This window comes from Ktedonobacter sp. SOSP1-52 (assembly GCF_016587395.1).
The window spans coordinates 649162-671811 of record NZ_BNJH01000003.1 but is presented as its reverse complement, the minus strand read 5'-3'; the positions used below and the strand labels follow the sequence as shown (position 1 = coordinate 671811).

Genomic DNA, 22650 nt, shown 5'->3' with positions numbered 1-22650 from the left:
ATAGGCGAGGTGGATATATACAATGAAGATCATCGTCTGTATTAAACAGGTACCCGATCCAAACACCACTGTCAGTAAGCTTGATCCTAATACAAAGCGTCTTGTGCGCACTGGTGTTTCTCTCGTGCTCGATCCCGGTGATGAGAGCACAATCTCTGCCGCAATTAAGCTCCGCGATACCCTCGGCAGTAGCGAGGTCATCGCGCTGAGCATGGGTCCCGAGTCGGCTCAGGAAGGCATGCGCCGCGCACTCGCGATGGGCGCCGACCGCGCGATCCTGGTGACTGATCCCGCCCTGGCTGGTTCCGACGCCCTGGCAACCGCACGCGTGCTGGCCGCCGCGATCAAGAAAGAGGGCGCGGACCTTATCTTCTGCTCAACCGAGAGCACCGATGGCTATACCGGCATGGTCCCTGGGGCCATGGCTGAGTTCCTGGGCCTTCCCCAGTTGACCTTCGCACGCGAGATTCAGGTCGAGGGCAGCAAGGCCGTCATCAAACGCGTCGTTCCCACTGGCTATAAAACCGTTGAAAGCTCCCTCCCTGCTGTCGTCACCATCGCCAGCGGCTCCTTTGAAGCCATCTATCCGACCATGAAAGGTATCATGGGCGCGAAAAAGAAGCCTTTCACCAAACTCACCATCGCGGACCTGGGCATCGAGCCTGCACAAGTAGGCGAGGCCGGCGCACGTGAGCGTGTGCTTACGATTGGTAAGGTTGAGGCACGCGCCGCCGGTCAGGTAATCAAAGATGATGGCAGCGCGGCACAGCGTATCGCTGAATTTTTGCAGCGCTACCAGTTGCTCTAGTGCTCAGGGAGGATTGCAAGATGTCGAATACAATTTGGGTACTCATTGAGCTGGAGAATGGCCAGCCTGCGCGCTCCTCGCTTGAGGTGCTTGGTAAAGCCGCGAAACTGGGTCGCGCCGAAGCAGTCGTGCTTGGCGCCGCCGCGGCGGAGGTCGCCCCTACCCTGGGTGCCTACGGCGCGGAGAAGGTTTATATCCACGCGGATGCAACCTACGACAATTATCTGACGCTTCCAGCCGTGGATACATTGAGCGCTCTGCTCAACGACCATCAGCCACGCTTGCTGCTCCTGGCCACCACCTACGAGCTACGCGATATCGCCGCTCGCCTGATGGTGCGCAATAACCTGGGCCTAATTACCGATGCGACCGACCTGGCATTTACTGGCGAGGAGCTTCAGGTCACCGTTCCCTGGGGCGGCGAGAACGTCGTCACGGCCACCCATCCTCACCAGGGTACCGGCATTGTCCTGACGCGCCCCAAGGCTTTCGCCGTTGAGCAGTTTGATGGTCGCACGCCCGAAGTTGAGACGCTCTCTGTCTCGATCAATAGTGCCGCGCAAGCCATTAAGATCGTCGATAGCGTCGATGTTGCTAGCGAGGGTCCGGCTCTGGAAGATGCCAGCGTCATCGTCAGCGGTGGTCGTGGCCTGGGCAAAGCCGAGAACTTCCAGCTAGTTGAAGCGCTGGCGAAGGCTCTCCAGGGCGCTCCGGGCGCGACACGTGCTATCGTTGATGCTGGCTGGCTCCCCTATAGCTACCAGATCGGTCAGACGGGTAAGACGGTAAAACCCACACTCTATGTCGCCGCCGGCATCAGTGGCGCCATCCAGCACCTCGCTGGTATGAAGGGTTCAAAGTACATCATCGCAATCAATAAGGATGAAAACGCGCCCATCTTCTCTGTTGCTGACCTCGGCGTGATTGGTGATGCACTGACCATCCTGCCGCAGCTTACAGAGGAAGTGAAGCGCCGCAAGGCCTAAATGCTTATTGCAAATGCTTATTGCACACGTCTCTCTCCGAGACGGTTGATGTCAGGGTGCCTCACTTGAGGCGCCCTCGCTCAACGGTGAGCGGTTCTCTTGTCCGAACGGTGCTATTCTCGTTCGACATTATGGCAACCGCCCGTCCATATACTAGACGGAGGTTCGACTAATGACCCCCCCACCGATTTCACCAACCGGGGGATGGATAGGCGCACTCATCTTTTCCGTGTTGTTCCTGGCCGCGCTCGGACTCTTTGCCCTACGCGCTGGCGAACTCGTGACCCTGCTGGCCAAGGCTCAACCCGAACATCGTACCGACCACATTAATGAGCGCATCGGTTCGATCTTCAAGGTAGTGCTTGGACAGAGCGGCGTACTGCGCGATCCCATCCCTGGTATTGCCCACTTCTTTACGTTCTGGGGCTTTATCATTATCCAGTTCGGCCTGCTCGAACTGATCGTGAACGCCTACAACATCTCGATCCCGTTCTTAGGTGATAGCCCTATTTTCGCGAGCGTCCTCGATTTCTTTATCGTTTTCGTAACGCTGGCGCTGGTGGTCTTTGCCATTCGCCGTGCCGTCTTTAAGCCCAAACAGCTCCAGAGCGCCTTGCATGGTCCCTGGGATGGCTTTATCATCCTGGGCCTGATCTTCCTGGTCGTTCTGACCCTGACCCTGGTCGAGTGCTTTAATTATGTGGCGACTGGTGGCCACGCCTGGACACCCTTGGCGGCCTTTTTTAGCCCCATTTTCACTCCTCTTGGGGTCAATGGTAGTACGCTTGCGTACCGCGTTTCCTGGTGGCTGCATATCGCGGTCGTGCTCAGCTTCCTGATCTATCTACCGCGCTCCAAGCACCTGCACCTGCTGGCGACGCCTTTTAACGTCTTCTTCCAGAACTACAAGCCCAAGGGTGCCCTCCCACTGCTGGAGAATCTGGAGGAGCGCGACGACTATGGTGTCTCTAAGGTGGAGCAGTTCACCTGGAAGCAGTTGCTCGATGGCTATGCCTGTACCGAGTGCGGACGCTGTAACACCGTCTGCCCAGCCACCAATACCGGCAAACCGCTCTACCCGAAAGAGATCATCCTGGGCGTGAAAGAGGCCCTCTTTGTACGTAGCGGTGAGATCCTGGGGCAGGACTCACTCTACAGCAAACTGGGGATCGCGGGCGTCAAGGCAGATAAGACTGTCGAGGAGAAAGAGGCTCACCACGAGCCTATGGTTGGCGGCATCATCTCCCAGGAGGCCCTCTGGTCCTGTACGACCTGTATGGCCTGTATGGAGATCTGTCCCGTCTCGATTGAACATGTGCCCAAGATTGTCGATATGCGCCGTAGCCTGGTCATGGAGGAGAGTGAGTTCCCGCAAGAAGTCACCTCGCTCTTTAATAACATCGAACGCAATGGCAACCCCTGGGAGATCAGCAACGATAAGCGCGCCGAGTGGGCTGCGGGCCTGGGCATTCCCCTGCTCTCGGAGAATCCCGACGCGGACGTCCTCTACTGGGTTGGCTGCATGGGTTCCTTCGATCAGCGCAATAAGAAGGTCGCAACTTCGGTCGCCAAGATCCTGCTGGCCGCTAAGGTCAATTTTGCCATCCTTGGTCCCGAGGAGTCCTGCACGGGCGATCCCGCGCGCCGCATCGGTAACGAATACCTGTGGCAGATGCAGGCCATGCAGAACATCGAGACCCTCAATGGCTATGGCTTCAACAGGTCTGCTAGCGCCGATGGTACAGGCGAGCAGAAGCATCGCACGATCCTGACCGCCTGCCCGCACTGCTTCAACACCATGTTGAACGAGTACCCACAGCTCGGTGGCGACTACGAAGTGGTTCACCACACAGTCTTTATCGACCAGCTGATCTCTGATGGCAAGCTTGAGCTGCCCGAGGGCTTCGACCAGCGCAAGCTGACCTATCATGATCCCTGCTACATTGGCCGTTACAACGACACCTACAATGAGCCACGGCGCGTGCTGACGGTGCTGAATAGCAACGGCATCAACGAGATGGAACGCAACCGCAACAAGAGCTTCTGTTGTGGTGGTGGTGGTGGGCGTGCCTGGATGGAGGAGAAGGTCGGCAAACGCGTCAACCAGACCCGCATCAATGAGGCATTAGAGACCAATTCCGAAGTCGTAGCCGCCGCCTGTCCATTCTGTATTACCATGTTTGAGGATGGCGTCAAAGGCGTCGAGGCCGAGGAGAAGCTCAAGATCGAAGATATCTCTGAGATCGTGGCCCAGGCCATCGAAAGTAAACAACCAGCCGTAAAATAGCCTGGAGCGCTTGCGTTCAAGGCTGGTATGTACCACCTATCGGGATCCGTTCGCAGCTCTGCGGGCGGATCTTTTTGTATGCGCTCAGACGTGTCTATGTTAGAATAGAGATCAGATCTAGAAAAAACTCAGGGATACTGACTCCACCACGTTTTGCACGTTTTTGATAGAGATCAAAAGGATAAAGAACGCTTATGTCTGGTTTTCCCGTAGTTGAAGTCCTTATTATCTTTGTGCTCATCCTGGCGAATGCCTTCTTTGCCGCCTCGGAGATTGCTATCGTCTCGGCACGCCGTAGTCGCCTTCAGCAACAGGCCGACGCCGGCAAGAAAAGCGCCAAACAGGCCCTGGACCTGGCAGAGGACCCTGAGCGCTTCCTGGCGACGGTCCAGATCGGCATTACCCTTATTAGCACGCTTTCAGCGGCTTATGGTGGCGCGAGCATTAGCGCAATCCTGAGCACTTGGCTCAAGACGGTTCCCTATATCGGTCCCTACGCCGATACCGTCTCCCTGGTAATTGTTGTGCTCCTCATCACCTATTTCTCGTTGCTGATTGGCGAACTCGTGCCCAAGCGCATCGCCCTGCAATCAGCCGAAAACATCGCCAACACGGCTGCTCCCTTTATGACGAAGCTGGCAGCCTTCGCGCGCCCGGTGGTTGGCTTTCTGACCATCTCGGCCAACCTGGTGCTGCGCCTGATCGGCCAGCATAAGACGCGGAAGCAGGAGGTGACTGAAGAGGATATTGTCTACCTGGCGCGCGAGGGCGCGGTCAGCGGCAATGTAGAGAGGGACGAAGAGGAGTTTATCAGCCGCCTCTTCCGCTTCTCGGATCGGGCCGTCAATACGATTATGATGCCACGCACAGAGATAGTGGCAATTGAAGTTGGCACACCACTCGAACAGGTCATCGAGACCTTCCTTAGCTCTGGCTACACGCGCCTCCCGCTCTACGAAGACTCCCTGGATAATATCGTCGGCGTGCTCTATGCCAAGGATCTGCTGCGCAAGCGTGCCGAAGATGGACAGGTGGACCTGGTCAAGCTAGCTCGCCCACCTTTCTTTATCTTTGAATACCAGTATGTCGATGACCTGCTCACCGTTTTCCGCCGCAAGGGCGTGCACCTGGCAATCGTGATCGATGAGTATAGCCAGGTCACGGGCCTGGTGACGCTGGAAGATGTGTTGGAAGAGCTAGTAGGCGAGATCCATGACGAGTACGATCAACCCGAGGAGGTCGATTTTACCCAGCGCGAAGATGGTAGCTGGCTCATTAATGCCATGGCCGACCAGCAACACGTACGCGAGAAACTGGGTATGCCAGCCGTTCCTGAGGAGACGCACCTCAACTACAAGACGCTGGCAGGCATGATCCTGACCCATATCGGAAGCATTCCAGCCGTTGGCGACAAGGTCGAGATCGATGGCTACACCTTCGAGATCGTCGACATGGATGGCAGGCGCATCGACAAAGTCCTGGCCAAAGCCAAAGATTCTTGATTTAAGAAGGGGAAGTGCTGTGGGGTGGCGGCCTTCGGGGCCGCCACCCCACAGCACTTCCCCTTCTTAAAATCTTCTCTAATACCATCTGGCCTGACTGCTTCTCATGGTTGCCATGAGAAGCAGTCAGGCTTTCCCTTATTTCTCAACAATACTCATTGCAGGGAAGTCATTAAAAATTCCACTAATAGTGATGCTGCGAGCCTCGCTACCGTCGCTCACCTTCAGTGATCCTACCGTGTGGCTCCCATTATAGTAATACGTGCCGTTAATGACTGGCGTAGAATCTATTGGTCCCATAAAGTCGTCCACGAACTTCTTCCAGCGAATAGCCCCTGATTGCGTATCGTAAGCGATAATCGTTGCCTGAGGCAGAGGGCCAGGATGGGCATCCTTGGAGAGGGCCGTCGCTCCGACGATCACCGTATTGCCATCGACTACTGGATTGGCGTAGAGCGCGCCCTCGGTATGACGTATCCAGAGTTGCTGACCAGTGCGAGCATCAAGGACAGCGAGGTCACCCTCAAGCGAGCCGATGTAGACCTTCTCGTTCGTTGCCGTGAAGCCGAAGAGCTGCTTCTGCACCGGCTGAGTCTTCCAGAGCGGCTTACCGTTCGTGGCATCGTAGGCTTCAATATGTTCGGGTCCCGGCGTGCTGACCGAGCCAGTCAAGATGCAGATGTACAGCCTACCATCGACGATGCTTGGCTTTGTATATATCTCATCAGGCTTCGATGCAGGCATCTTCCAGAGTTGTTTCCCATTGTTCGTATCCAGGGCAAAAAACTCATGGCTTTCCACACAATAGAGCATCTTTGGCGCGACCTTCTGTATAGTGCCGTAAAACGTACAGGGATCAGTATCAGATGAGTAAGACCAGAGCAGCGAGCCGTCCGCTTTGATGGCCTGCGTCGTAACATGGTCACCTGTATCCTGCGTGTTGACGTAAAGTGCATTATCACCCTCCACGATGGCTCGAACCCATGCAGGTTTGCGCCAGCGCACTCGGCCTGTGCGAGCATCTAGCGCGACCAGGTAGTGATCCTTACCATTATAGACGCCTGCGTAGATATTCCCCTGGAAAAAGACAGGTGCTGCCCAACCCGAGGAGGCTCCCTCTGGAGAGTGTGAAGGATTGGGATCGTAGTGCCAGCGTACGGCCCCACTCTTGCTGTCGAGGCGGTAGACCCCAGTGAACGCGTTGACATAAGTATCAGCTATTGAGCCGCCACTGGTCGTCCCGCTCTGTTGATTCTTGCCCGCTAAGTTGAAGATAGCCAGGCTACCACCAATGATTAGCAACAGCACCGCCACCTGGAGCCCTGCCATGATAAAGTGTTTAAGTTTGCGGAGGTGTTTCTCAGGTAGGCGTGGTCGCTCGTTTCTGGTCGGCACACTTTCCAGTGTATTGATCATAGAAGCCTCCTCCATAGTAGGTAAGGATGAGCTATGAAGCTGGCTCGCCGCTTCTCGACGTTGCTTCAGAAGTTGCCAGACATTATCAATAATACGAGCATCATCGGCATAAAAGTCTTGAATGTGCTCAACAACTTGGCTATTTGCCGACTGCGTGAACCTGGCCTGCCCAAGGTAGTCAATCTGCTCGTCCACCGTTTCAGCGCGAAAGTATTCCTGATCGTTCATAGCTATTGCTCCTCCCACTGCTGCTCATAGCGCACACGCAGTGCGTTCAATGCACGAGCCAGGAGCATGCGCACCGTTCCATCACGTTTCTTGAGCAGATGTGCTATCTCGACACAACGCAGACCAGCCGCGAAACGCAAGCCAAGGATCTCTTGCTGTGGCTCCGAGAGATCCTTGAGATGAGTGCGCAACCAGGTATATTCTTCGTGGCGGAGGGCGCTCTGCTCAGGCTCTGGCCCGTCATAGAAGAGATCATCAATATGTTCATCGAGTGGCACAACTGGGTGCCGCTTTTGACGACGATAGTAATCCACCAGCTTATTACGCGCGACCCGGCGCAACCATGTCGTTTGCACCGCGTAGTTTGCTTGCAGGAGAAGCTCCTGGTGATCTAGCGCGGAGACAAAAATATCCATCAATAAGTCCTCCGTATCTTGAGGTGATGAGAGGTTTCCCCGTATATAGGCAAGTAGTCGCGGCGCATGCCTGCGATATAGCAACTCAAACGGGTCTCTCTCAGATTCGGGTAGATCGATCTGATAATTCATCAATTTCCCTGCGCAGTCCGTATTTGAAATTTTCTCTTCCAAAGAAACGCCACATCGGACAAAACGTCACGCTCTGGAAACAAGAGACGAAGAGAGACTTACTTCTTCTCCGAAAACTCTGAGCGCGGAGCGCTGGTCACGCAAGTAACGTTGGGTTTCGGAAGAAGATCTTAGAGGAGAAGAGGAGGAGATGCCATTATTTTCAGTTTGACTCAGATAAAAATGCGCTAGGTAGTTTGCCAGGGGAAGATGTCAAAGCCATCATCGTCATTGTTGCGGACGAAGAAGAGTTCGTCGAAGCCTTCGCTATAGTCGGGACGCTCCAGGCGCTTGAGGGTGGCGAAGATGGCGACATCGGGGACGCGCTGACGCCCTTCGCGTCGAGCGTTGCGCTCACGGCTCCTGGTCACATCTGTCTCAAAATAGTAGCCAATGACGCGTGCACCCAGACGCTTGCCAAGTTCAATCAGTTCACTGCGCTCGGCACGTGAGGAATTGGTATTGTCCACAACCACTAATTGACCCTGCCGCAGCGCATCCTCCACCTGCTGGAGTTGGCGACGTGCTGGGCGGCGATTGTTGCGCAAGAGATCTTTGCTGACATATGCGTGCGAAGAGGCAAAACGCGTGCGGTAGAAGGTGCTCTTTCCGGAGCCCTGCAAGCCGATCAGTAGCAGAAGCTCCATTACTGGTCCTGGAGTTGAGCACTATAGCGGGTAATGATGAAACGTTGCTCCTGCTTGCGCACCGTGTCGATGCCCGCGCCAAAGTAGGCGTAAGCCCACTGCTCAAGCCGGAGACACCCTTCCTGAAAGACCGCATCGGGAACGCGGCGCATACTTGACCAGTTGCGCTGCAAGATACCCTCCAGGACCTGGCGCGGCGTAATAACCCGTTCCCATGTCAGGGCTATCCAGCGCTCAGCCTGCCAACCAAACTCGGCGCAGGCGAGTTGTAGATCGGCATCAGAGGGTTGATAGAGGCGCTGCTCATCATAGCCAAGCTCCGCAAGGACACGTCGCCATTGGGCGCGCACCTCCTGAACATCTGAGGGGCCATGTTCGTCGCCGCAATGGAGAAACATACCGTCAGGTGTCGCTACGCGCCTGACCTCCTGCAACACCTGGCGCCAATCATCCACCAGGTGCAAGACATGGACCGCGACAATAACCTCGAAGGAAGCCGCTGCAAAAGGCAGGTGATGGACGTCTGCAACAGCAATGCGCATATGAGCATCTGGCTCAGTGCGCTGGAAACGCTTCCCCCATGCCGGTTGCGGCTGGCCCTGCTCGTCTGGCAACTCTCCCCAGGCAAGCCGTTCTTCCTGCCAGTCCTCGGCCTGCAATTTATGCTCAAGCTGTGCCAGCATACGCTCAGAGATATCGATACCTGTGAGGTCACGTCCCAGGTTTGCCAGGGGGAGCGCGATACGCCCGGTTCCCACGCCGATCTCCAGAAAGCGCGTCTGCGGACCCGCGGAGGACGCCTCGTCGAGGGTCTGAGCGATACGTAACGCCACATCGCGTGGATAGCCTCGCGTTGCATCATAAATAGATGCCAGCATGTCGAAATTAAAGGAAGACATGATCCCAGCTCCTCCTCTGAACGACGCTACATGCGTACGCGTCTACTGCCAGAAGTAGACGCGTACGCATGTAGCGTCCGGGCCACCACTCCTAAACTTACGAATTTCGTTCGGACAATAAGGCTCGCGCGATTACCAGGCGCTGGATCTGATTGGTGCCCTCATAAATCTGGGTGATCTTGGCATCACGCAGCATGCGCTCCGCGGGATACTCCTTCATGTATCCATAGCCACCCAGAACCTGGATCGCGTCGTTTGTGACATCCATAGCCGCGTCCGAGGCAAACATCTTCGCCATGGAGGAGTACTTGCTAAACTGTTCATCGCCATCATCCACCAGTTCCGAGGCATGATAGACCAGCAGGCGCGCCGCCTCAACCTTGGTCGCCATATCCGCCAGCATAAACTGGATGCCCTGATTCTCAGCGATCGGCTTTTTGAACTGCACACGCTGTTTGGCATAGGCTACGGCCAGGTCCAGGGCCCCCTGCGCGATGCCAAGGGCCTGGGCGCCGATACCGATGCGTGTGCGGTCCAGAGTACGCATGGCGATCTTGAAGCCTTCGCCTTCCCCTCCCAGCAGGTTCTCGACTGGAACCTCACAGTTCTCAAAGATCAGCTCAGCCGTCTGCGAACCCTTAATACCCATCTTATCTTCGATGCGCCCAACAGAGAAACCGGGGAAGTCCTTCTCGACGATAAAGGCACTGATGCCACGAGTACCTGCCTGAGGATCAGTAATCGCGAAGATGGAGTTGACCTGGGCCAGGCCACCATTAGTGATAAAGCGCTTAGAACCATTGAGGATATACTTATCGCCCTTGCGCACGGCAAAGGTCTGCATCGCGGCGGCATCCGAGCCAGAGCCAGCCTCGGTCAAACCAAAGGCCGCCAGCCACTCACCGCTTGCCAGCCGGGGAAAATATTTGCGCTTCTGTTCGTCATTGCCAGCCAGCAGAATCGGCATCGAGCCGAGTTGCTGAACCGCCAGGATCAGGCCGGTTGTGGCACAACAGCGCGAGAGTTCCTCAACCGCCATCGAGATCGCCAGTTCGCTGGCGCCAATGCCACCGTACTCTTCGGGGAAGGGCATCGCCAGGATATCATGGGAGGCCAGTAGCTCCTTCATATCCCAGGGAAACTCGCCAGAGTGATCTATTTCAGCCGCCCGGGGCGCCACACGCTCCTGAGCGATCTCACGAATTGCTTCAATCAGTGCCTTTTCGTCTTCACTGACATGAGACACAGCCATGACAGAGTACTCCTTTGTGCAAAATAGAGACAATAGTTCGCTATTAGCGAGTATATCACAAGAAAGGAGTATTCTTTTGGCACATCCAGAGGAGAGACGGGAATAAAGGTCCCCACTCATACGTTTAAAAATATGAATACATACATCACAAATATCATCTTTTCAGCAACAACAAGTTTAGAGTATAATATAAGCTATGGATATAGAATAAACAATTTCAGGGCGCTGAGGCGTCCTATTGAGCTTGCGTCTTAATACTAGGCAAAGCTCAATCAGCATGATATAATACAGACAGAACTGAGATTTTTTTTGCGAAAAGTGGGTATTTTCCCCACTTTTCTGTCTGCTAGAGACGTTTTCTTTTGCACACATAAAATTGAGTTGAGTGTAACTGGGCACCAGCGGGAGGAGCAAGGCATATGAGGAGCGAATTTCAGGCGGCTATCGCACAATTAATTGCCGAGAAGGGGCTACCCCGCGAAGTGGTAATGGAAACCGTAGCGAACGCCCTCCTCGCAGCATATCGTAAAAGCTTCGGTGGTGGTGAGAATGTACGCATCGAGGTCGACAAGAATGGTGAAGTCCATGTGTGGGCGTCGAAGCGTGTTGTGGCCCAGGTAAATGATTCTAACGAGGAGATCTCTCTGGCGGAGGCGCAGCGTCTCGTTCCAAATGCGGCCCTCGGACAATTGCTCGACGTAGATTCATCGTTCATCTTTTCGCGCATCCCCACGCAGACCGCTAAGCAAGTCATTCTTCAGCGCATCCGCGAAGCAGAACATGAGCACCTCTATGAACAGGTGAAGGGCTGGGTAGGTGAGATTCGCCTGGGCACCCTGACCCGCGAGGAACAGCGTGGCTGGGTAGTCGACTTCGACCTGGATAAAGTTGATAAAGTCGAAGGCTTGATGCCCATCTCGGAGACCATTCCCGGCGAGCACTATCGCATGAAGCAACGCTTGCGCATCTACATCTATGATGTACGCCGCATACAGGGCCGGATGCTCCAGATCCTGGTCTCGCGTACCCATCGGGACCTGCTGCGTCGTCTCTTCGAGAATGAAGTCCCTGAAATCTACGACGGGTCCGTGGAGATTAAAGCCATCGCACGCGAGCCAGGCAGCCGAGCAAAAGTCGCTGTCTACGCACGCCAGGAGGGCCTCGATCCCATTGGCTCCTGCGTTGGCGTACGCGGACAACGCATCAGCAATATCGTACGTGAACTCAATGATGAGAAGATTGACATTATCCAGTGGAGCCCGGACACAGCCTCATTTGTAGCGAACGCGTTGAGTCCGGTGAAGCCACTGAAAGTTGAGTTACGCGACTCAGATCATACTGCGATTGTCACCGTGCCTGAGCGCCAACTCTCGCTGGCGATTGGTAAAGATGGACAGAATGCCCGCCTGGCTGCAAAGCTCACCGGCTGGCGCGTTGATGTCGTCAAACCCGTAGAAGGTGAAATCTACGAAGAGCCAGAGGAACAGATCACCAGCGTCTCACGCCATGAGCGCTCGGGACGCCGTTCACGTGGGAACAGGTAAGTGCCTATTAGGAAACCTGAGCGCTTGCCCCCGAATGGGGGCGAAGCGCTAGCCACGGCAGTGGCGCCGCGCCCCCATTCGGGGGTTGGTTTCCACATAAGAAGCAGGTCGTATACTAAAGAAGGGGGTACACAGTCATCGTATGACAAAGGCCAAACAACAGAAACCACAAAAGCATATCCCTTTGCGTACGTGTGTCTCCTGCCACGAGAATAAATCGAAGCGGGAGCTGCTCAGGGTAGTACGCACGCCTGACGGGCATGTCTCCGTCGATGCAACCGGCAAGAAGTCGGGGCGCGGAGCCTATCTCTGCGCACGCCTCTCTTGCTGGAAACAAGCGATCAAAAGCAGGCGACTCGAACAGGTTTTGAAGATTGATGCCATCCCGCAGGAAGATCTGGCTGGCCTCGAAGCGTTTATCGCCACGCTGCCAGAAGATCTACCAGTAAGCGTACCAGCACAGGCGACACGCAAAAAGGTTGCAGAACCCAAAGCGTGATACGTCTGTATTAGGAAGCGGGCGGTGAGTCAGGATACTTTTCTTCTACATTTGTCGATAGACAAGTGAGAAGGATGCAAAAAGTTTTTTCTCACTACCCTCGTTTCCACATATCAAGCATCTCTATACATAGGGCCTCAAGAAGTCCTGTAGAGGTGCCTGGCATTTGCAAGGATCTGTAGAGTAGGCTATACTAGAGCAGTTGAATTTCGACAACAGGCTGTTTTGTGCATCATATGAAACAGCATGCGCTTGCGCTTGTAAATTATTACTTTTACCGCCTTTACTCTTATCGTCCCTCTCAATGCCGCTAACGGCAGAAAGAGGGTTTCAATACGAACATCCGACCAGGTCGGTGGCCGGATGGGGATTAAACAATGTGTTGTTTTATCTCTACTCTTAATAGAGACACAGCCCCTCGTCTACAGGGCAGTTGTAACAGTGAATGTTTGCGGAGCGAAATAGCTATGATTAAATAAGCATAGCCTCTCTAAACGTTAGAGAGCGCGGACTGAAACATGCCTGGCACTGCACCAACGAGGGTCTGTCACCCACTTCTCGACACATTCCAGGGAAGGGCGACAGACCTTTTTTATGGCTGTGAAGAGAGATTTCCAGCGTCTTTAGACGCATCAGATGATAGAAAGGGAGTCTTCTTCATGAGAGACGCATCTGATTTCACAGATGGGACCGAGCAGGCCAAACCAGCCAATCAACAACAGACAACTCAATCTACACCTAACGCCCCTGCGGCGCCAGGTAGGCAAAGAACTAGTGGCGGCTCTCGGTCCGAAAGCCCTACACCAGGCAGCCAGGAACAGGAACAAGAACAGAAAGCAGCTCCTCGGCGTCGTACATCTCCTCCTACCCAAACAGGGCCCCATCCACAGGGTGATAGGGAGCATCCGCCCACTTCACCAGGCGGTCCCGCCACACGGCAAGGTCCTCCGAATCGCGGCGGTGGTTATAGACCAGCGGGTGGCCCAGGCTCACACCAGGGTCCTTCAGGCGGCAGACCCGGCGGTTACAGCGGTGGCCCAGGCTCACACCAGGGTCCTTCAGGCGGCAGACCCGGCGGTTACAGCGGTGGCCCAGGCTCACACCAGGGTCCTTCAGGCGGCAGGCCCGGCGGTTACAGCGGTGGCCCAGGTGGCAGACCCGGCGGCTATAGCGGTGGCCCGGGCGGCAGACCCGGCGGTTACAGTGGTGGCCCGGGTGGCAGACCAGGTGGTCCAGGTAGCAGACCCGGTGGCCCAGGCTCAGCAGGTGGTCCCTACCGTCCTCCTCAGGATAGCCTCCACCCTGGCAGTGCTACCCCGGTCACAGAACGCCCTGAGCGCGACCGTGGACGCGACCGTGACCGCGAGCGTGCCGAACGCACAAGTGAACGTACCGTAAGTGAGCGCAGCACGCCTGAGCGCGGAAGAGCACCCGTTCATAAGGGTCCACCAGCCAGGCCTGGTGGTGGTACAGCGCCACACCGTCCCGCTGGCACGGGAGGACCATCACGCCCCTCTCGCCCCTCGGGTGGATCACGCTCTAGAAGCAACAATGGACATGCACAGCGAACGACTGAGCGTCGCACGGCTGCGGTCAAGGAAAAGGTCACTGGACCCGTTACCATTCCACCGCAGATCATCGTAAAAGATCTTGCTGAGTTACTCGACGTCACACCCAATGAGATCATTCGCCAGTTGATCAAACAGAGTGTCTTCGCCAGCATCAACCAGGTCGTGGAGTACGAGAAAGCGTCCCAGGTTGCAACTGATCTGGGATTTGAACCCACCCAGAGCGAGGTCGCGGCGGCAACAGGCGCACGCAAAACCCTATCCGCCAGCGAGGCACAGCAGGCTTCTCGCGACGATCAGGGCATGGTTATCACACCACCAGTGGTGACGATCATGGGTCACGTTGACCATGGTAAAACTTCCTTGCTCGACACCATCCGGAAGACGAAAGTCGCCGCAGGCGAGGCTGGAGGTATTACCCAGCATATCGGCGCCTACCAGGTTGAGGTCAACGATAAGAAGATTACCTTCCTGGATACTCCCGGTCACGAGGCCTTTACCGCCATGCGTGCTCGTGGAGCACAAGTGGCCCACGTCGCCATTATCGTGGTCGCAGCCGATGATGGTGTCATGCCGCAGACACGCGAGGCAATCGACCATGCGCGTGCCGCCAAGATGCCACTCATTATCGCGCTTAATAAGATTGACCGACCCAACGCCAATCCAGATCGCGTCAAGCAGCAGTTGGTTGAGAACGACGTACTGATCGAAGAGTTCGGTGGCGAGATCATCTGTGTCCCCATCTCCGCCAAGAAGGGCGAGGGCATTGATGAGCTTCTCGACTATATCCTGCTCGTCGCTGAGCTGCAGGACCTGAAGGCCAATCCCAACGTGCCTGCGACTGGCGTCATCATTGAGGCCAAACTGGAGAAGAGCAGTGGTCCTTCGGCCACCGTCCTCGTCCAGCAGGGAACACTCAAAATGGGCGACACTATCGTGGTTGGGCCTATCGCCGGTAAAGTACGCGCCATGTTCAATGATCGTGGCAAGCGCGTGCAAAAGGCGCCACCCAGCACACCAGTCAGCATCCTTGGTTTGCCAGAGGTACCACAGGCCGGTGACCGCCTGGAGGTGGTCGTTGACGATAAGACTGCTCGCCAGAATGCCCAGACTGAGCAGGAGCGCCGTCGCCAGGAGAACACCCATCTTGGCCAGGTAAGCCTGGATACGCTCTACACCCAGATGCAGGAAGGCACTGTAAAGGAACTCAACGTCGTGCTCAAGAGCGACGTACAGGGATCCGCAGAGGCCATCAAGGGCTCGCTCTCCAAACTGGGCGAGGACAACCTGAAGGTTCGCCTGATTCACGAGGGTATTGGTAACGTCAGCGAGACCGATGTCCACCTGGCCTCGGCCTCCGGCGCCATCGTCATCGCCTTCAATGTCAAGGCCGATGGCGCGGCTCAGCGCGAAGCGCAAAAAGAGCACGTCGATATCCGCTACTACAACGTCATCTACAAGCTGATTGACGATATCCAGGCTGCCCTGACCGGTATGCTTGAGCCTGAGTACCGCGAGGTAATCGGGGGTCATGCCGAGGTCATGCAAACCTTTAAGGCTGGTCGTAACACCATTATCGCTGGTTGTCGTATCACCGACGGTAGGATCATGCGCTCCTCACAGGCCCGCGTCCTGCGCAAGAAGGACAAGGTCTATGAAGGCAAGGTGGACTCGCTCCGTCGTGGTAAAGACGATGTGCGCGAGGTACTGACCGGCTATGAGTGCGGTATTATCCTTGAGGACTTCACCGCTATCGAGGTCGGCGATATCATCGAGGCCTTTGCGCAAGAGCGCGTCATGCCCGGCGCATAAGAAATATAGAGGATTGCGGAAGCGTAGCATGTCTGTCACACCAGGCCATACTACGCTTCTGCCCTTTTCCACTAGATCATCCGTGTGTAGCGAAGAGGATGGGACGAGATTATGGCTAACCCACATCGTCAAGAGAAATTGGGCGAATTGATCGCCGCCGAACTTAGCGATCTGATGCGGACACGCGTCAAAGATCCCCGTGTTGGCTTCGCCAGCATCACCCATGTTGAAGTCAGCGGCGACCTGCGCCATGCCAAGGTTATGGTCAGCGTCATGGGAACCGAAGAGGAACAGGTCGCAACAATGCAGGGCCTGAAGAACGCCTCAGGCTTCTTGCGCCGTGAACTGGCTGAGCGCATTACCTTGCGCTATATGCCAGACCTGGTCTTTAAACTTGATCACTCCATTGCCGAGGGCGCACGCATCCTGGCCCTCATTAACAAGGTCAACCAGGAGGACTCCTCACAACCAACATCATCAACGAACGAGGAAGCATGAGCCAGACCTACCTGAATCCTACTTTGACCCAGGAGCTTGATGGCCTCCTGGTCCAGCAAGCCATGGCGATGATCCAGCCCGCGCGGCGCATCGCCATTCTTGCGCATGAGCGACCAGATGGGGACTGCCTTGGCTCCGCCCTCGGCCTGGCCCATATGCTGGACCAGCTAGGCAAATACTGCGTGCCAGTCTGCGCCGACGTGGTACCACCATCGTTTCATTTTCTGCCTGGTCATGAACGCTTTCAGACCACGCTTGGGGATGAGCAATTTGACCTGGTGATCGCCCTGGATGCCGGCGAACTCTATCGCTTTGGCGCACTGGCTGAACAACACAGGGACTTCCTGACACATGTGCCTATCCTGAACATGGATCATCACGTGAGCAGTACTGGCTGTGGGCAGGTAAATATTATTGACACATCCTCCGCCGCGACGGCCGAGCTACTGGTACTCTTTCAGCAGCAGGCACACCTCCCCCTCACCGGAGAGGCCGCCCAATGCCTGCTAACAGGCATGATCACCGATACTGGCTCGTTCCAGTACTCCAACACCTCCGCGCGCACGATGGAATCCGCCGCGGTCACAATCCGCGCGGGTGCTAACGCGGAAACGACGGTTAAACCCCTTTTCCGCACCCATCCCCTAGCCAAGCTGCGCCTACAGGCAGAGGTTTTTAAACAGGCCCAGACAGCGTGCGAGGGCCAGCTCATCTGGTCCTACGCCGACGATGCAACCCTGATCACCGCTGGTGCTACTGCGGATATGGATGATAGCTGTGTTGGCACCTTACGCGATGTCGAGGGCGTCGTAGTGGCAGCCTTCTTCAAAGCCTATGGCGAGCCACAGACCACGCGCATTAGCCTACGAACCTATGAGCCATTCGATGCTGCAGCCTTCTGCATGCGTCTAGGCGGCGGCGGTCATCCAAGAGCCGCCGGAGCCACGGTAAATCGCCCCCTGGCGGAGGCCATGCCCGAAATTGTCGCGCAGCTAGCCGAGGAATGCCAGCGCCTGGCCAGTCTAGACGCAACAGACACAACTCACTCCTAAAACGACAAGAGGTATCAATGGACGGAATTCTCAATATCAATAAGCCGCTTGGCATGACCTCGCATGATGTCGTGGCACGCGTGCGCAAGTTGCTCAAGCAGAGGCGTGTCGGGCACGCCGGGACGCTCGACCCGGCCGCCAGCGGCGTGCTTCCTATCTGCGTGGGACTGGGCACGCGCGTCGCGGAGTATCTTAGCGAGAGCGGCAAGGCGTACCAGGCAGAGATTATCTTTGGCGTCGTGACCGATACCTATGATACCGAGGGCGCCGTCCTACGCACACATGACGCGACTTCACTCACGCAAGAGCAGCTTGAGCAAGCGTTACCGGCCTTCCTCGGAGAGCAGATGCAGCAACCTCCTCGCTATTCCGCGATCAAAATTCAGGGACAGCCGGCCTATAAGCTGGCACGCGCCGGGAGTGAGATCGAGCTGGCACCTCGCCCCATTACGATCTCGCAACTGGAGATCCTGGCCTGGGAGGCTCCACGCCTGACACTAGCGGTGGTGTGTAGCAAGGGTACGTATATTCGCTCGCTTGCTTATGATCTGGGTGAACATGTAGGAACGGGCGCCCACCTGGGAGGACTGATCCGCACACGCAGTGGTCCCTTTGCCCTCGCTGAGAGCATTACCCTTAACCAATTGGAGAGCGCCATTGCAGACGAAAGCGTCACACAATACCTCTTTCCAGCCGACGCCGCTCTTCGCCAGTATCCCGCGCTTACCCTGAGTACCGAACAGGTCACCCAGGTTCTGCATGGCAATCCCATCAAGACATCTGTCCAGGCCCCACAACCCGCTTCCACGCTGGCACGTATATATAGCGAAGAGGGTCAATTTCTGGCGATTGCGCAATGGGACGACCAGCGCCAGTATTGGCATCCTAAAAAGGTCTTTGCCACCAGCACGCACTAGGGCCTTGTAACTACCAGGGGACTACGAAAAAGGCGCTCAGCCTCGTAAGGAGCGTATTTTTTGTAGGCACAACGTAGCCACAATGTAGGCGCAATGGCTAATATTATTGCTGATAAAAATGGGCTGTGGTACTATAGTTATACTATGCATCAAAGGCAGATGCATGCCTATACGCAATTCTCAGAAATACTCTCACATACACACATACATCTATGAACTACACAACAACACTCACTAATTCAGAGCCGATTGTCGTGACCATCGGCAACTTTGATGGCATACATCGTGGACACCAGCACCTGTTGCAGAGGCTGCATTCGCTCGCCGAACAGCTTCACAGCAAACCAGTGCTCGTGACCTTTACGCCACATGTCCTTATGGTCCTGCGGCCAGATATTTATGTCCAATACTTGACGACCCTGGAAGAAAAACTGCAAATCGCGCACCAGAGCGGATATATTCAGGATACTATCGTTATCAATTTTACCCCTGAGGTGGCGGCCTTGAGCGCGGAAGACTTTATGGATCAGCTCTGCCAGCGCTTTCAGATTCGTGGCATGGTCGTCGGCTCCAACTTTAGCCTCGGGCATAATCGGACAGGAAATGTCGCTTTCCTGCAAGACTATGGGCAACGCCATGGCATTGAGGTTCAGTCGGTCTCCCTGGAAGAGGCAGGACAGGAGCGCATTAGTAGCACACGCATTCGTACGCTAGTAAGCGAGGGCCAGGTCGAGGAGGCCAACCGGCTCCTCGGGCACCCGGTACAGGTGGGCGGCATCGTCGTTCATGGCGATCAGCGCGGGCGCGTCCTCGGCTTCCCGACAGCAAACGTCCGTCCTGATCCCCATAAACTCTTGCCCGCCAATGGGGTCTACGCGGCGCGTGTGTTTATATCCAAGCAAGAAGGCCCAGAAAGTGACGGGCAGGCAATTTCCCCCGTTTATAACGGTGTAGTCAATATTGGCATTCGTCCAACGTTTAATGGTAAAGAGCGTCTTGTTGAAGCGCATCTACTCGATGCTAAGCTTGATTTATACGACGCCTATATTGTGATAGAATTTATTGCCCGCTTGCGTGGTGAGCAGCGCTTTCCCGGAATAGAGGCCTTAAAGGCACAGATTGAAGCTGATAGCCAGCAAGCGCGACACATTTTAGCTCTCAGGAGTGTGAGCAATTGAAAGCTCGCCAGAACCCGCTGAATAAATTTGAATCGTTCATGCAGCGCATGATTGAGCGCCCGTTCGCTCGCCTCTTTCCGTCTCGCCTCGAGCCGGTAGAGTTACAGCGCCATCTTGAGCGAGCCATGGAAGACAATACCCTCCTTCAGGGCGAGGGGCGACGCCTTGCGCCCAACGTCTATGACATCTACCTGAGTATCAAAGATCATCAACAGTTTACACCCACCCAGGCAATGCTGGTCCGCGATTGGCAGAACCACCTGGTAGAGTTTGCACGTCATCGCCGCTATACTTTGCGTACCATGCCAGTGATTCGCCTACATGCCGCAAGCGACCTGGGCGTCAGCGATGTACGCATCGAGACCGAGACTGCTGATGGACAGGCCGGTGGCGCAATGGCTACCCAGGCTCTGAGCGCGGAACAACTCGCGCAAATCCGTGCCGCTCTTCCCCAGGGGCAGCAGTTGCCTGGCATTTCGTCCGCGCCATCCAACCCACCCGCCTCGGGAAGTAATCCAAATTTTCCTCAGCAGCCTTCCGCATCGCCCGCGCCACAGGTAGCCCAGCCACCTATGCCACAGGCCTGGCTCACAATCCGGCTACCGCAGGCCAATCAGCAGATCTACCGCATCGAAAAGCCAATCGTCAATATTGGTCGCCAGCTAAGTAACGATATTATTGTCGAAGATAAACGCGTCTCGCGCTATCATGCCCAGATCAAGTTCCAGAATGGCCATTTTTCGATCTTTGATCTCGGCAGTACCAATGGCATTACTATTAATGGGACCCCGCATATGCGGCAACATATGCTGCGCAATGGTGATTACTTTACCATTGGTAGCTACGACTTTTACTTTGAGAGAAGGTGAGCCTCGGCCCCATGCCATTACAAATTGATTCGTTCTTATTCATCTTACGTATTCTCCTGGTCATCCTGCTGTATCTCTTCTTGATGCAGGTTGTCCTGGCCATTACACGCGACCTGCGCAAATCAGCCACCGGTGAAGATGGCGGCGCCGCTCGCGCCAAAACCATTGGGCATCTTGTGGTCGTCAATAGCGGTCCTAGCAACCTGATGCCGGGCACACGCTTTGCCCTGGAGCCACAGACCACGATTGGTCGTGGCCCAACCAATACTATTCAGATCTCGGATCCAGTTGTCTCCGCGGAACATAGCCGCGTCTGGTTCCGTAACGGCTCCTGGTACGTCCAGGACGCAGGTAGCTCCAATGGCACCTACGTCAATAGCCAACCTGCCCGCGAAGCTCTTCCAGCCCGCCCAGGCGATATTGTGAGCGTTGGTTATATTCAATTCAAACTCACCCAGTAATCAACGAGCCGTACGACTGTAAATGCTTACAAGATAGAGAGGTGTTAATCGAGGATGGCAAGCCAAGCACCCGGGACATTGTCACGCTACCGTTGGCGAGAATTAGGCCTGCTGATCATTCCCAGCTTGATCATTATCCTGATCATGACTCAGCTACTTCTGGCCAACTCGCTCAAACAGGCCGCGCTTGATGCCAATGCTCCCTTTAGCACCAAAACACTCCCCCCGCTTCAGGGGTTGATTCCAGTTCTGGGCCTGATCGCGGCCCTGCTGGGCGTGCACGCCGTGCTCAATATCTTCTTCCGCAAAGCTGACCAGGTTTTACTCCCCCTCGTCGGTCTCCTCAGCGGTATCGGTGTGCTTTTCGCCACACGCATCGGCCCCGATCTTTACCCTCATCCAATTGATTCGCTAGGTTCACTCCAGTTGCGCTGGGTAATCATTGGCATGGCCCTTTGTTGTATTGTGCTAGCCGTGCTCCGCGACGTTACGTGGCTCGGGCGCTATAAGTACACCTGGGCCGTGGTCAGCTTCGTCCTGGCACTCCCAGCCTTGATCAATGGTATTCGCAGCCATGGTGGTGGCCCCACGCGCGATACGCTGGCGGTCGCCGGCACGGGCTTACAACCCTCCGAGCTACTTAAGATCGCCCTGGTGATCTTCTTCGCCGCCTATCTCAATGATAACCGCGATATCCTGGCGCAGGGCTACTTACGCCTGGGCAAGCTACGCCTACCACCACTCCGCCAGCTCGGTCCCTTGCTGACGATGCTCGGCCTGGCCCTGCTCATCTTCCTGATTGCAAGCGACCTGGGCCTGGCCCTGCTCATCTACAGCACCTTCCTCTCGCTGGTCTATCTCGCCAGTGGACGCCTGACCTACGTGCTCTCAGCCTTTGGCGCCTTTATCGTACTCGGGTTTGTCGGCTATATACTGCTAAGCTATGTCCGCAATCGCTTCGCCGTTGTGAGCTTCGATGTCGTGAACTGGCAGCACTGGACCCAGAAAGATAGCGACTTCGCCGACAATGCAGGCTATCAGATCTTGCAAGGCCTGATGGGTTTGAGCAGCGGAGGACTCTTCGGGGCTGGAATTGGCCTGGGACATCCAGCCGGCCAAGGCTTCATTCCTGTCGTCGAGTCCGACCTGATGTTCTCAGGGCTGGGAGAAGAGATTGGCCTGATGGGTCTCTTCGCCATTCTAGGCATCTACCTCCTGGTCATTCATCGTGGGTATCGCATCGCCACGCAGGCCACCGATACGTTCTCGCAACTCCTGGCAGCCGGCCTGACCACCATTTTTGCTGTCCAGACCCTGGTCATTATCGCTGGCAACTTAAAACTCATGCCCCTGACCGGTATTCCACTTCCCTTCTTAAGCCAGGGAGGTAGCTCGGTACTGGCGAACTACATCATTATTGGTATCCTCCTGCGCATCTCGCATAACACTGCACTTCAACGCGACGGAGGAACCTAACACTACTAAACCTCGTGCACAGATTGCTTTGAGGCCCGTAGTGGATGGTCCTGGTTGACTGGCATAGTCAACCAGGACCATCCACTACGGGCCTCAAAGTGTTTACGCAAACACGCTGCTTGTTTCTCGCTTCCCCTGGTGCTATACTGCCATTGTGGAGAGAA

The 22650-nt window shown here is 55.6% G+C and carries 19 protein-coding genes; 14 read left to right on the top strand and 5 right to left on the bottom strand.

What is annotated here, in order from left to right; all coding sequences use genetic code 11:
• Nucleotides 1–22: 22 nt before the first annotated feature.
• The 4 genes from JMJ16_RS28510 (at nucleotide 23) to JMJ16_RS28495 (ending at nucleotide 5583) form a co-directional block, all read left to right on the top strand.
• Nucleotides 23–808: an electron transfer flavoprotein subunit beta/FixA family protein gene (locus JMJ16_RS28510; RefSeq protein WP_201387115.1), complete on the top strand. Its 786-nt coding sequence runs from the start codon at nucleotides 23–25 to the stop codon at nucleotides 806–808.
• 20 nt (nucleotides 809–828) lie between these two features.
• Nucleotides 829–1794 carry an electron transfer flavoprotein subunit alpha/FixB family protein gene (locus JMJ16_RS28505; RefSeq protein WP_201387113.1) on the top strand — a complete coding sequence of 322 codons (966 nt, stop codon included), beginning with the start codon at nucleotides 829–831 and terminating at the stop codon, nucleotides 1792–1794.
• A 172-nt stretch (nucleotides 1795–1966) separates the two neighbouring features.
• The gene (locus JMJ16_RS28500) at nucleotides 1967–4081 is read left to right on the top strand and encodes a 4Fe-4S dicluster domain-containing protein (protein WP_201387111.1); all 2115 of its coding nucleotides are present in this window, start codon (nucleotides 1967–1969) and stop codon (nucleotides 4079–4081) included.
• A gap of 194 nt (nucleotides 4082–4275) precedes the next feature.
• On the top strand, nucleotides 4276–5583 hold the full coding sequence (locus tag JMJ16_RS28495; protein ID WP_201387109.1) for a hemolysin family protein: 1308 nt from the start codon (nucleotides 4276–4278) through the stop codon (nucleotides 5581–5583).
• Between the two features lie 138 nt (nucleotides 5584–5721).
• On the opposite strand, the gene JMJ16_RS28490 is transcribed toward JMJ16_RS28495, so the two are convergent.
• The 5 genes from JMJ16_RS28490 to JMJ16_RS28470 all read right to left on the bottom strand — a co-directional run bounded on the left by JMJ16_RS28490 (nucleotide 5722) and on the right by JMJ16_RS28470 (nucleotide 10612).
• Nucleotides 5722–7227, bottom strand: coding sequence for a PQQ-like beta-propeller repeat protein (locus JMJ16_RS28490; RefSeq protein ID WP_201387107.1), 1506 nt, complete (start codon nucleotides 7225–7227; stop codon nucleotides 5722–5724).
• A gap of 2 nt (nucleotides 7228–7229) precedes the next feature.
• The gene (locus JMJ16_RS28485) at nucleotides 7230–7775 is read right to left on the bottom strand and encodes an RNA polymerase sigma factor (protein ID WP_201379795.1); all 546 of its coding nucleotides are present in this window, start codon (nucleotides 7773–7775) and stop codon (nucleotides 7230–7232) included.
• Nucleotides 7776–8002: 227 nt separating this feature from the next.
• On the bottom strand, nucleotides 8003–8461 hold the full coding sequence (locus JMJ16_RS28480) for an ATP-binding protein (protein ID WP_201387105.1): 459 nt from the start codon (nucleotides 8459–8461) through the stop codon (nucleotides 8003–8005).
• Nucleotides 8461–9360: a class I SAM-dependent methyltransferase gene (locus JMJ16_RS28475; protein ID WP_201387103.1), complete on the bottom strand. Its 900-nt coding sequence runs from the start codon at nucleotides 9358–9360 to the stop codon at nucleotides 8461–8463. Before JMJ16_RS28475 ends, JMJ16_RS28480 begins: the two co-directional genes overlap by 1 nt.
• Nucleotides 9361–9457: 97 nt before the next feature.
• Nucleotides 9458–10612 carry an acyl-CoA dehydrogenase gene (locus tag JMJ16_RS28470; RefSeq protein ID WP_201379801.1) on the bottom strand — a complete coding sequence of 385 codons (1155 nt, stop codon included), beginning with the start codon at nucleotides 10610–10612 and terminating at the stop codon, nucleotides 9458–9460.
• A 419-nt stretch (nucleotides 10613–11031) separates the two neighbouring features.
• On the opposite strand from JMJ16_RS28470, the gene nusA reads away from it, so the two are divergent.
• From nusA to JMJ16_RS28420, 10 genes are all read left to right on the top strand, one after another.
• Complete coding sequence (nusA, locus tag JMJ16_RS28465; RefSeq protein ID WP_201387101.1) at nucleotides 11032–12156, top strand: transcription termination factor NusA; 1125 nt, start codon at nucleotides 11032–11034, stop codon at nucleotides 12154–12156.
• A 142-nt stretch (nucleotides 12157–12298) separates the two neighbouring features.
• Entirely contained in the window at nucleotides 12299–12655 is a 357-nt protein-coding gene (gene rnpM / locus JMJ16_RS28460) for an RNase P modulator RnpM (protein ID WP_201387099.1), read from the top strand.
• A 659-nt stretch (nucleotides 12656–13314) separates the two neighbouring features.
• Nucleotides 13315–16035: a translation initiation factor IF-2 gene (infB, locus tag JMJ16_RS28455; RefSeq protein WP_201387097.1), complete on the top strand. Its 2721-nt coding sequence runs from the start codon at nucleotides 13315–13317 to the stop codon at nucleotides 16033–16035.
• A gap of 111 nt (nucleotides 16036–16146) precedes the next feature.
• Nucleotides 16147–16533, top strand: a complete 387-nt coding sequence (gene rbfA, locus JMJ16_RS28450) for a 30S ribosome-binding factor RbfA (protein ID WP_201387095.1) — start codon at nucleotides 16147–16149, stop codon at nucleotides 16531–16533.
• Nucleotides 16530–17585, top strand: coding sequence for a bifunctional oligoribonuclease/PAP phosphatase NrnA (locus JMJ16_RS28445; RefSeq protein WP_201387093.1), 1056 nt, complete (start codon nucleotides 16530–16532; stop codon nucleotides 17583–17585). Before rbfA ends, JMJ16_RS28445 begins: the two co-directional genes overlap by 4 nt.
• A gap of 17 nt (nucleotides 17586–17602) precedes the next feature.
• The gene (gene truB / locus JMJ16_RS28440) at nucleotides 17603–18502 is read left to right on the top strand and encodes a tRNA pseudouridine(55) synthase TruB (protein ID WP_201387091.1); all 900 of its coding nucleotides are present in this window, start codon (nucleotides 17603–17605) and stop codon (nucleotides 18500–18502) included.
• 212 nt (nucleotides 18503–18714) lie between these two features.
• Nucleotides 18715–19680, top strand: a complete 966-nt coding sequence (locus JMJ16_RS28435; protein ID WP_201387089.1) for a bifunctional riboflavin kinase/FAD synthetase — start codon at nucleotides 18715–18717, stop codon at nucleotides 19678–19680.
• Nucleotides 19677–20549, top strand: a complete 873-nt coding sequence (locus tag JMJ16_RS28430) for a DUF3662 and FHA domain-containing protein (RefSeq protein ID WP_201371333.1) — start codon at nucleotides 19677–19679, stop codon at nucleotides 20547–20549. Before JMJ16_RS28435 ends, JMJ16_RS28430 begins: the two co-directional genes overlap by 4 nt.
• An 11-nt stretch (nucleotides 20550–20560) precedes the next feature.
• The gene (locus tag JMJ16_RS28425; protein WP_201387087.1) at nucleotides 20561–21010 is read left to right on the top strand and encodes an FHA domain-containing protein; all 450 of its coding nucleotides are present in this window, start codon (nucleotides 20561–20563) and stop codon (nucleotides 21008–21010) included.
• 54 nt (nucleotides 21011–21064) lie between these two features.
• Complete coding sequence (locus JMJ16_RS28420; RefSeq protein WP_201387085.1) at nucleotides 21065–22486, top strand: FtsW/RodA/SpoVE family cell cycle protein; 1422 nt, start codon at nucleotides 21065–21067, stop codon at nucleotides 22484–22486.
• Nucleotides 22487–22650: the final 164 nt, after the last annotated feature.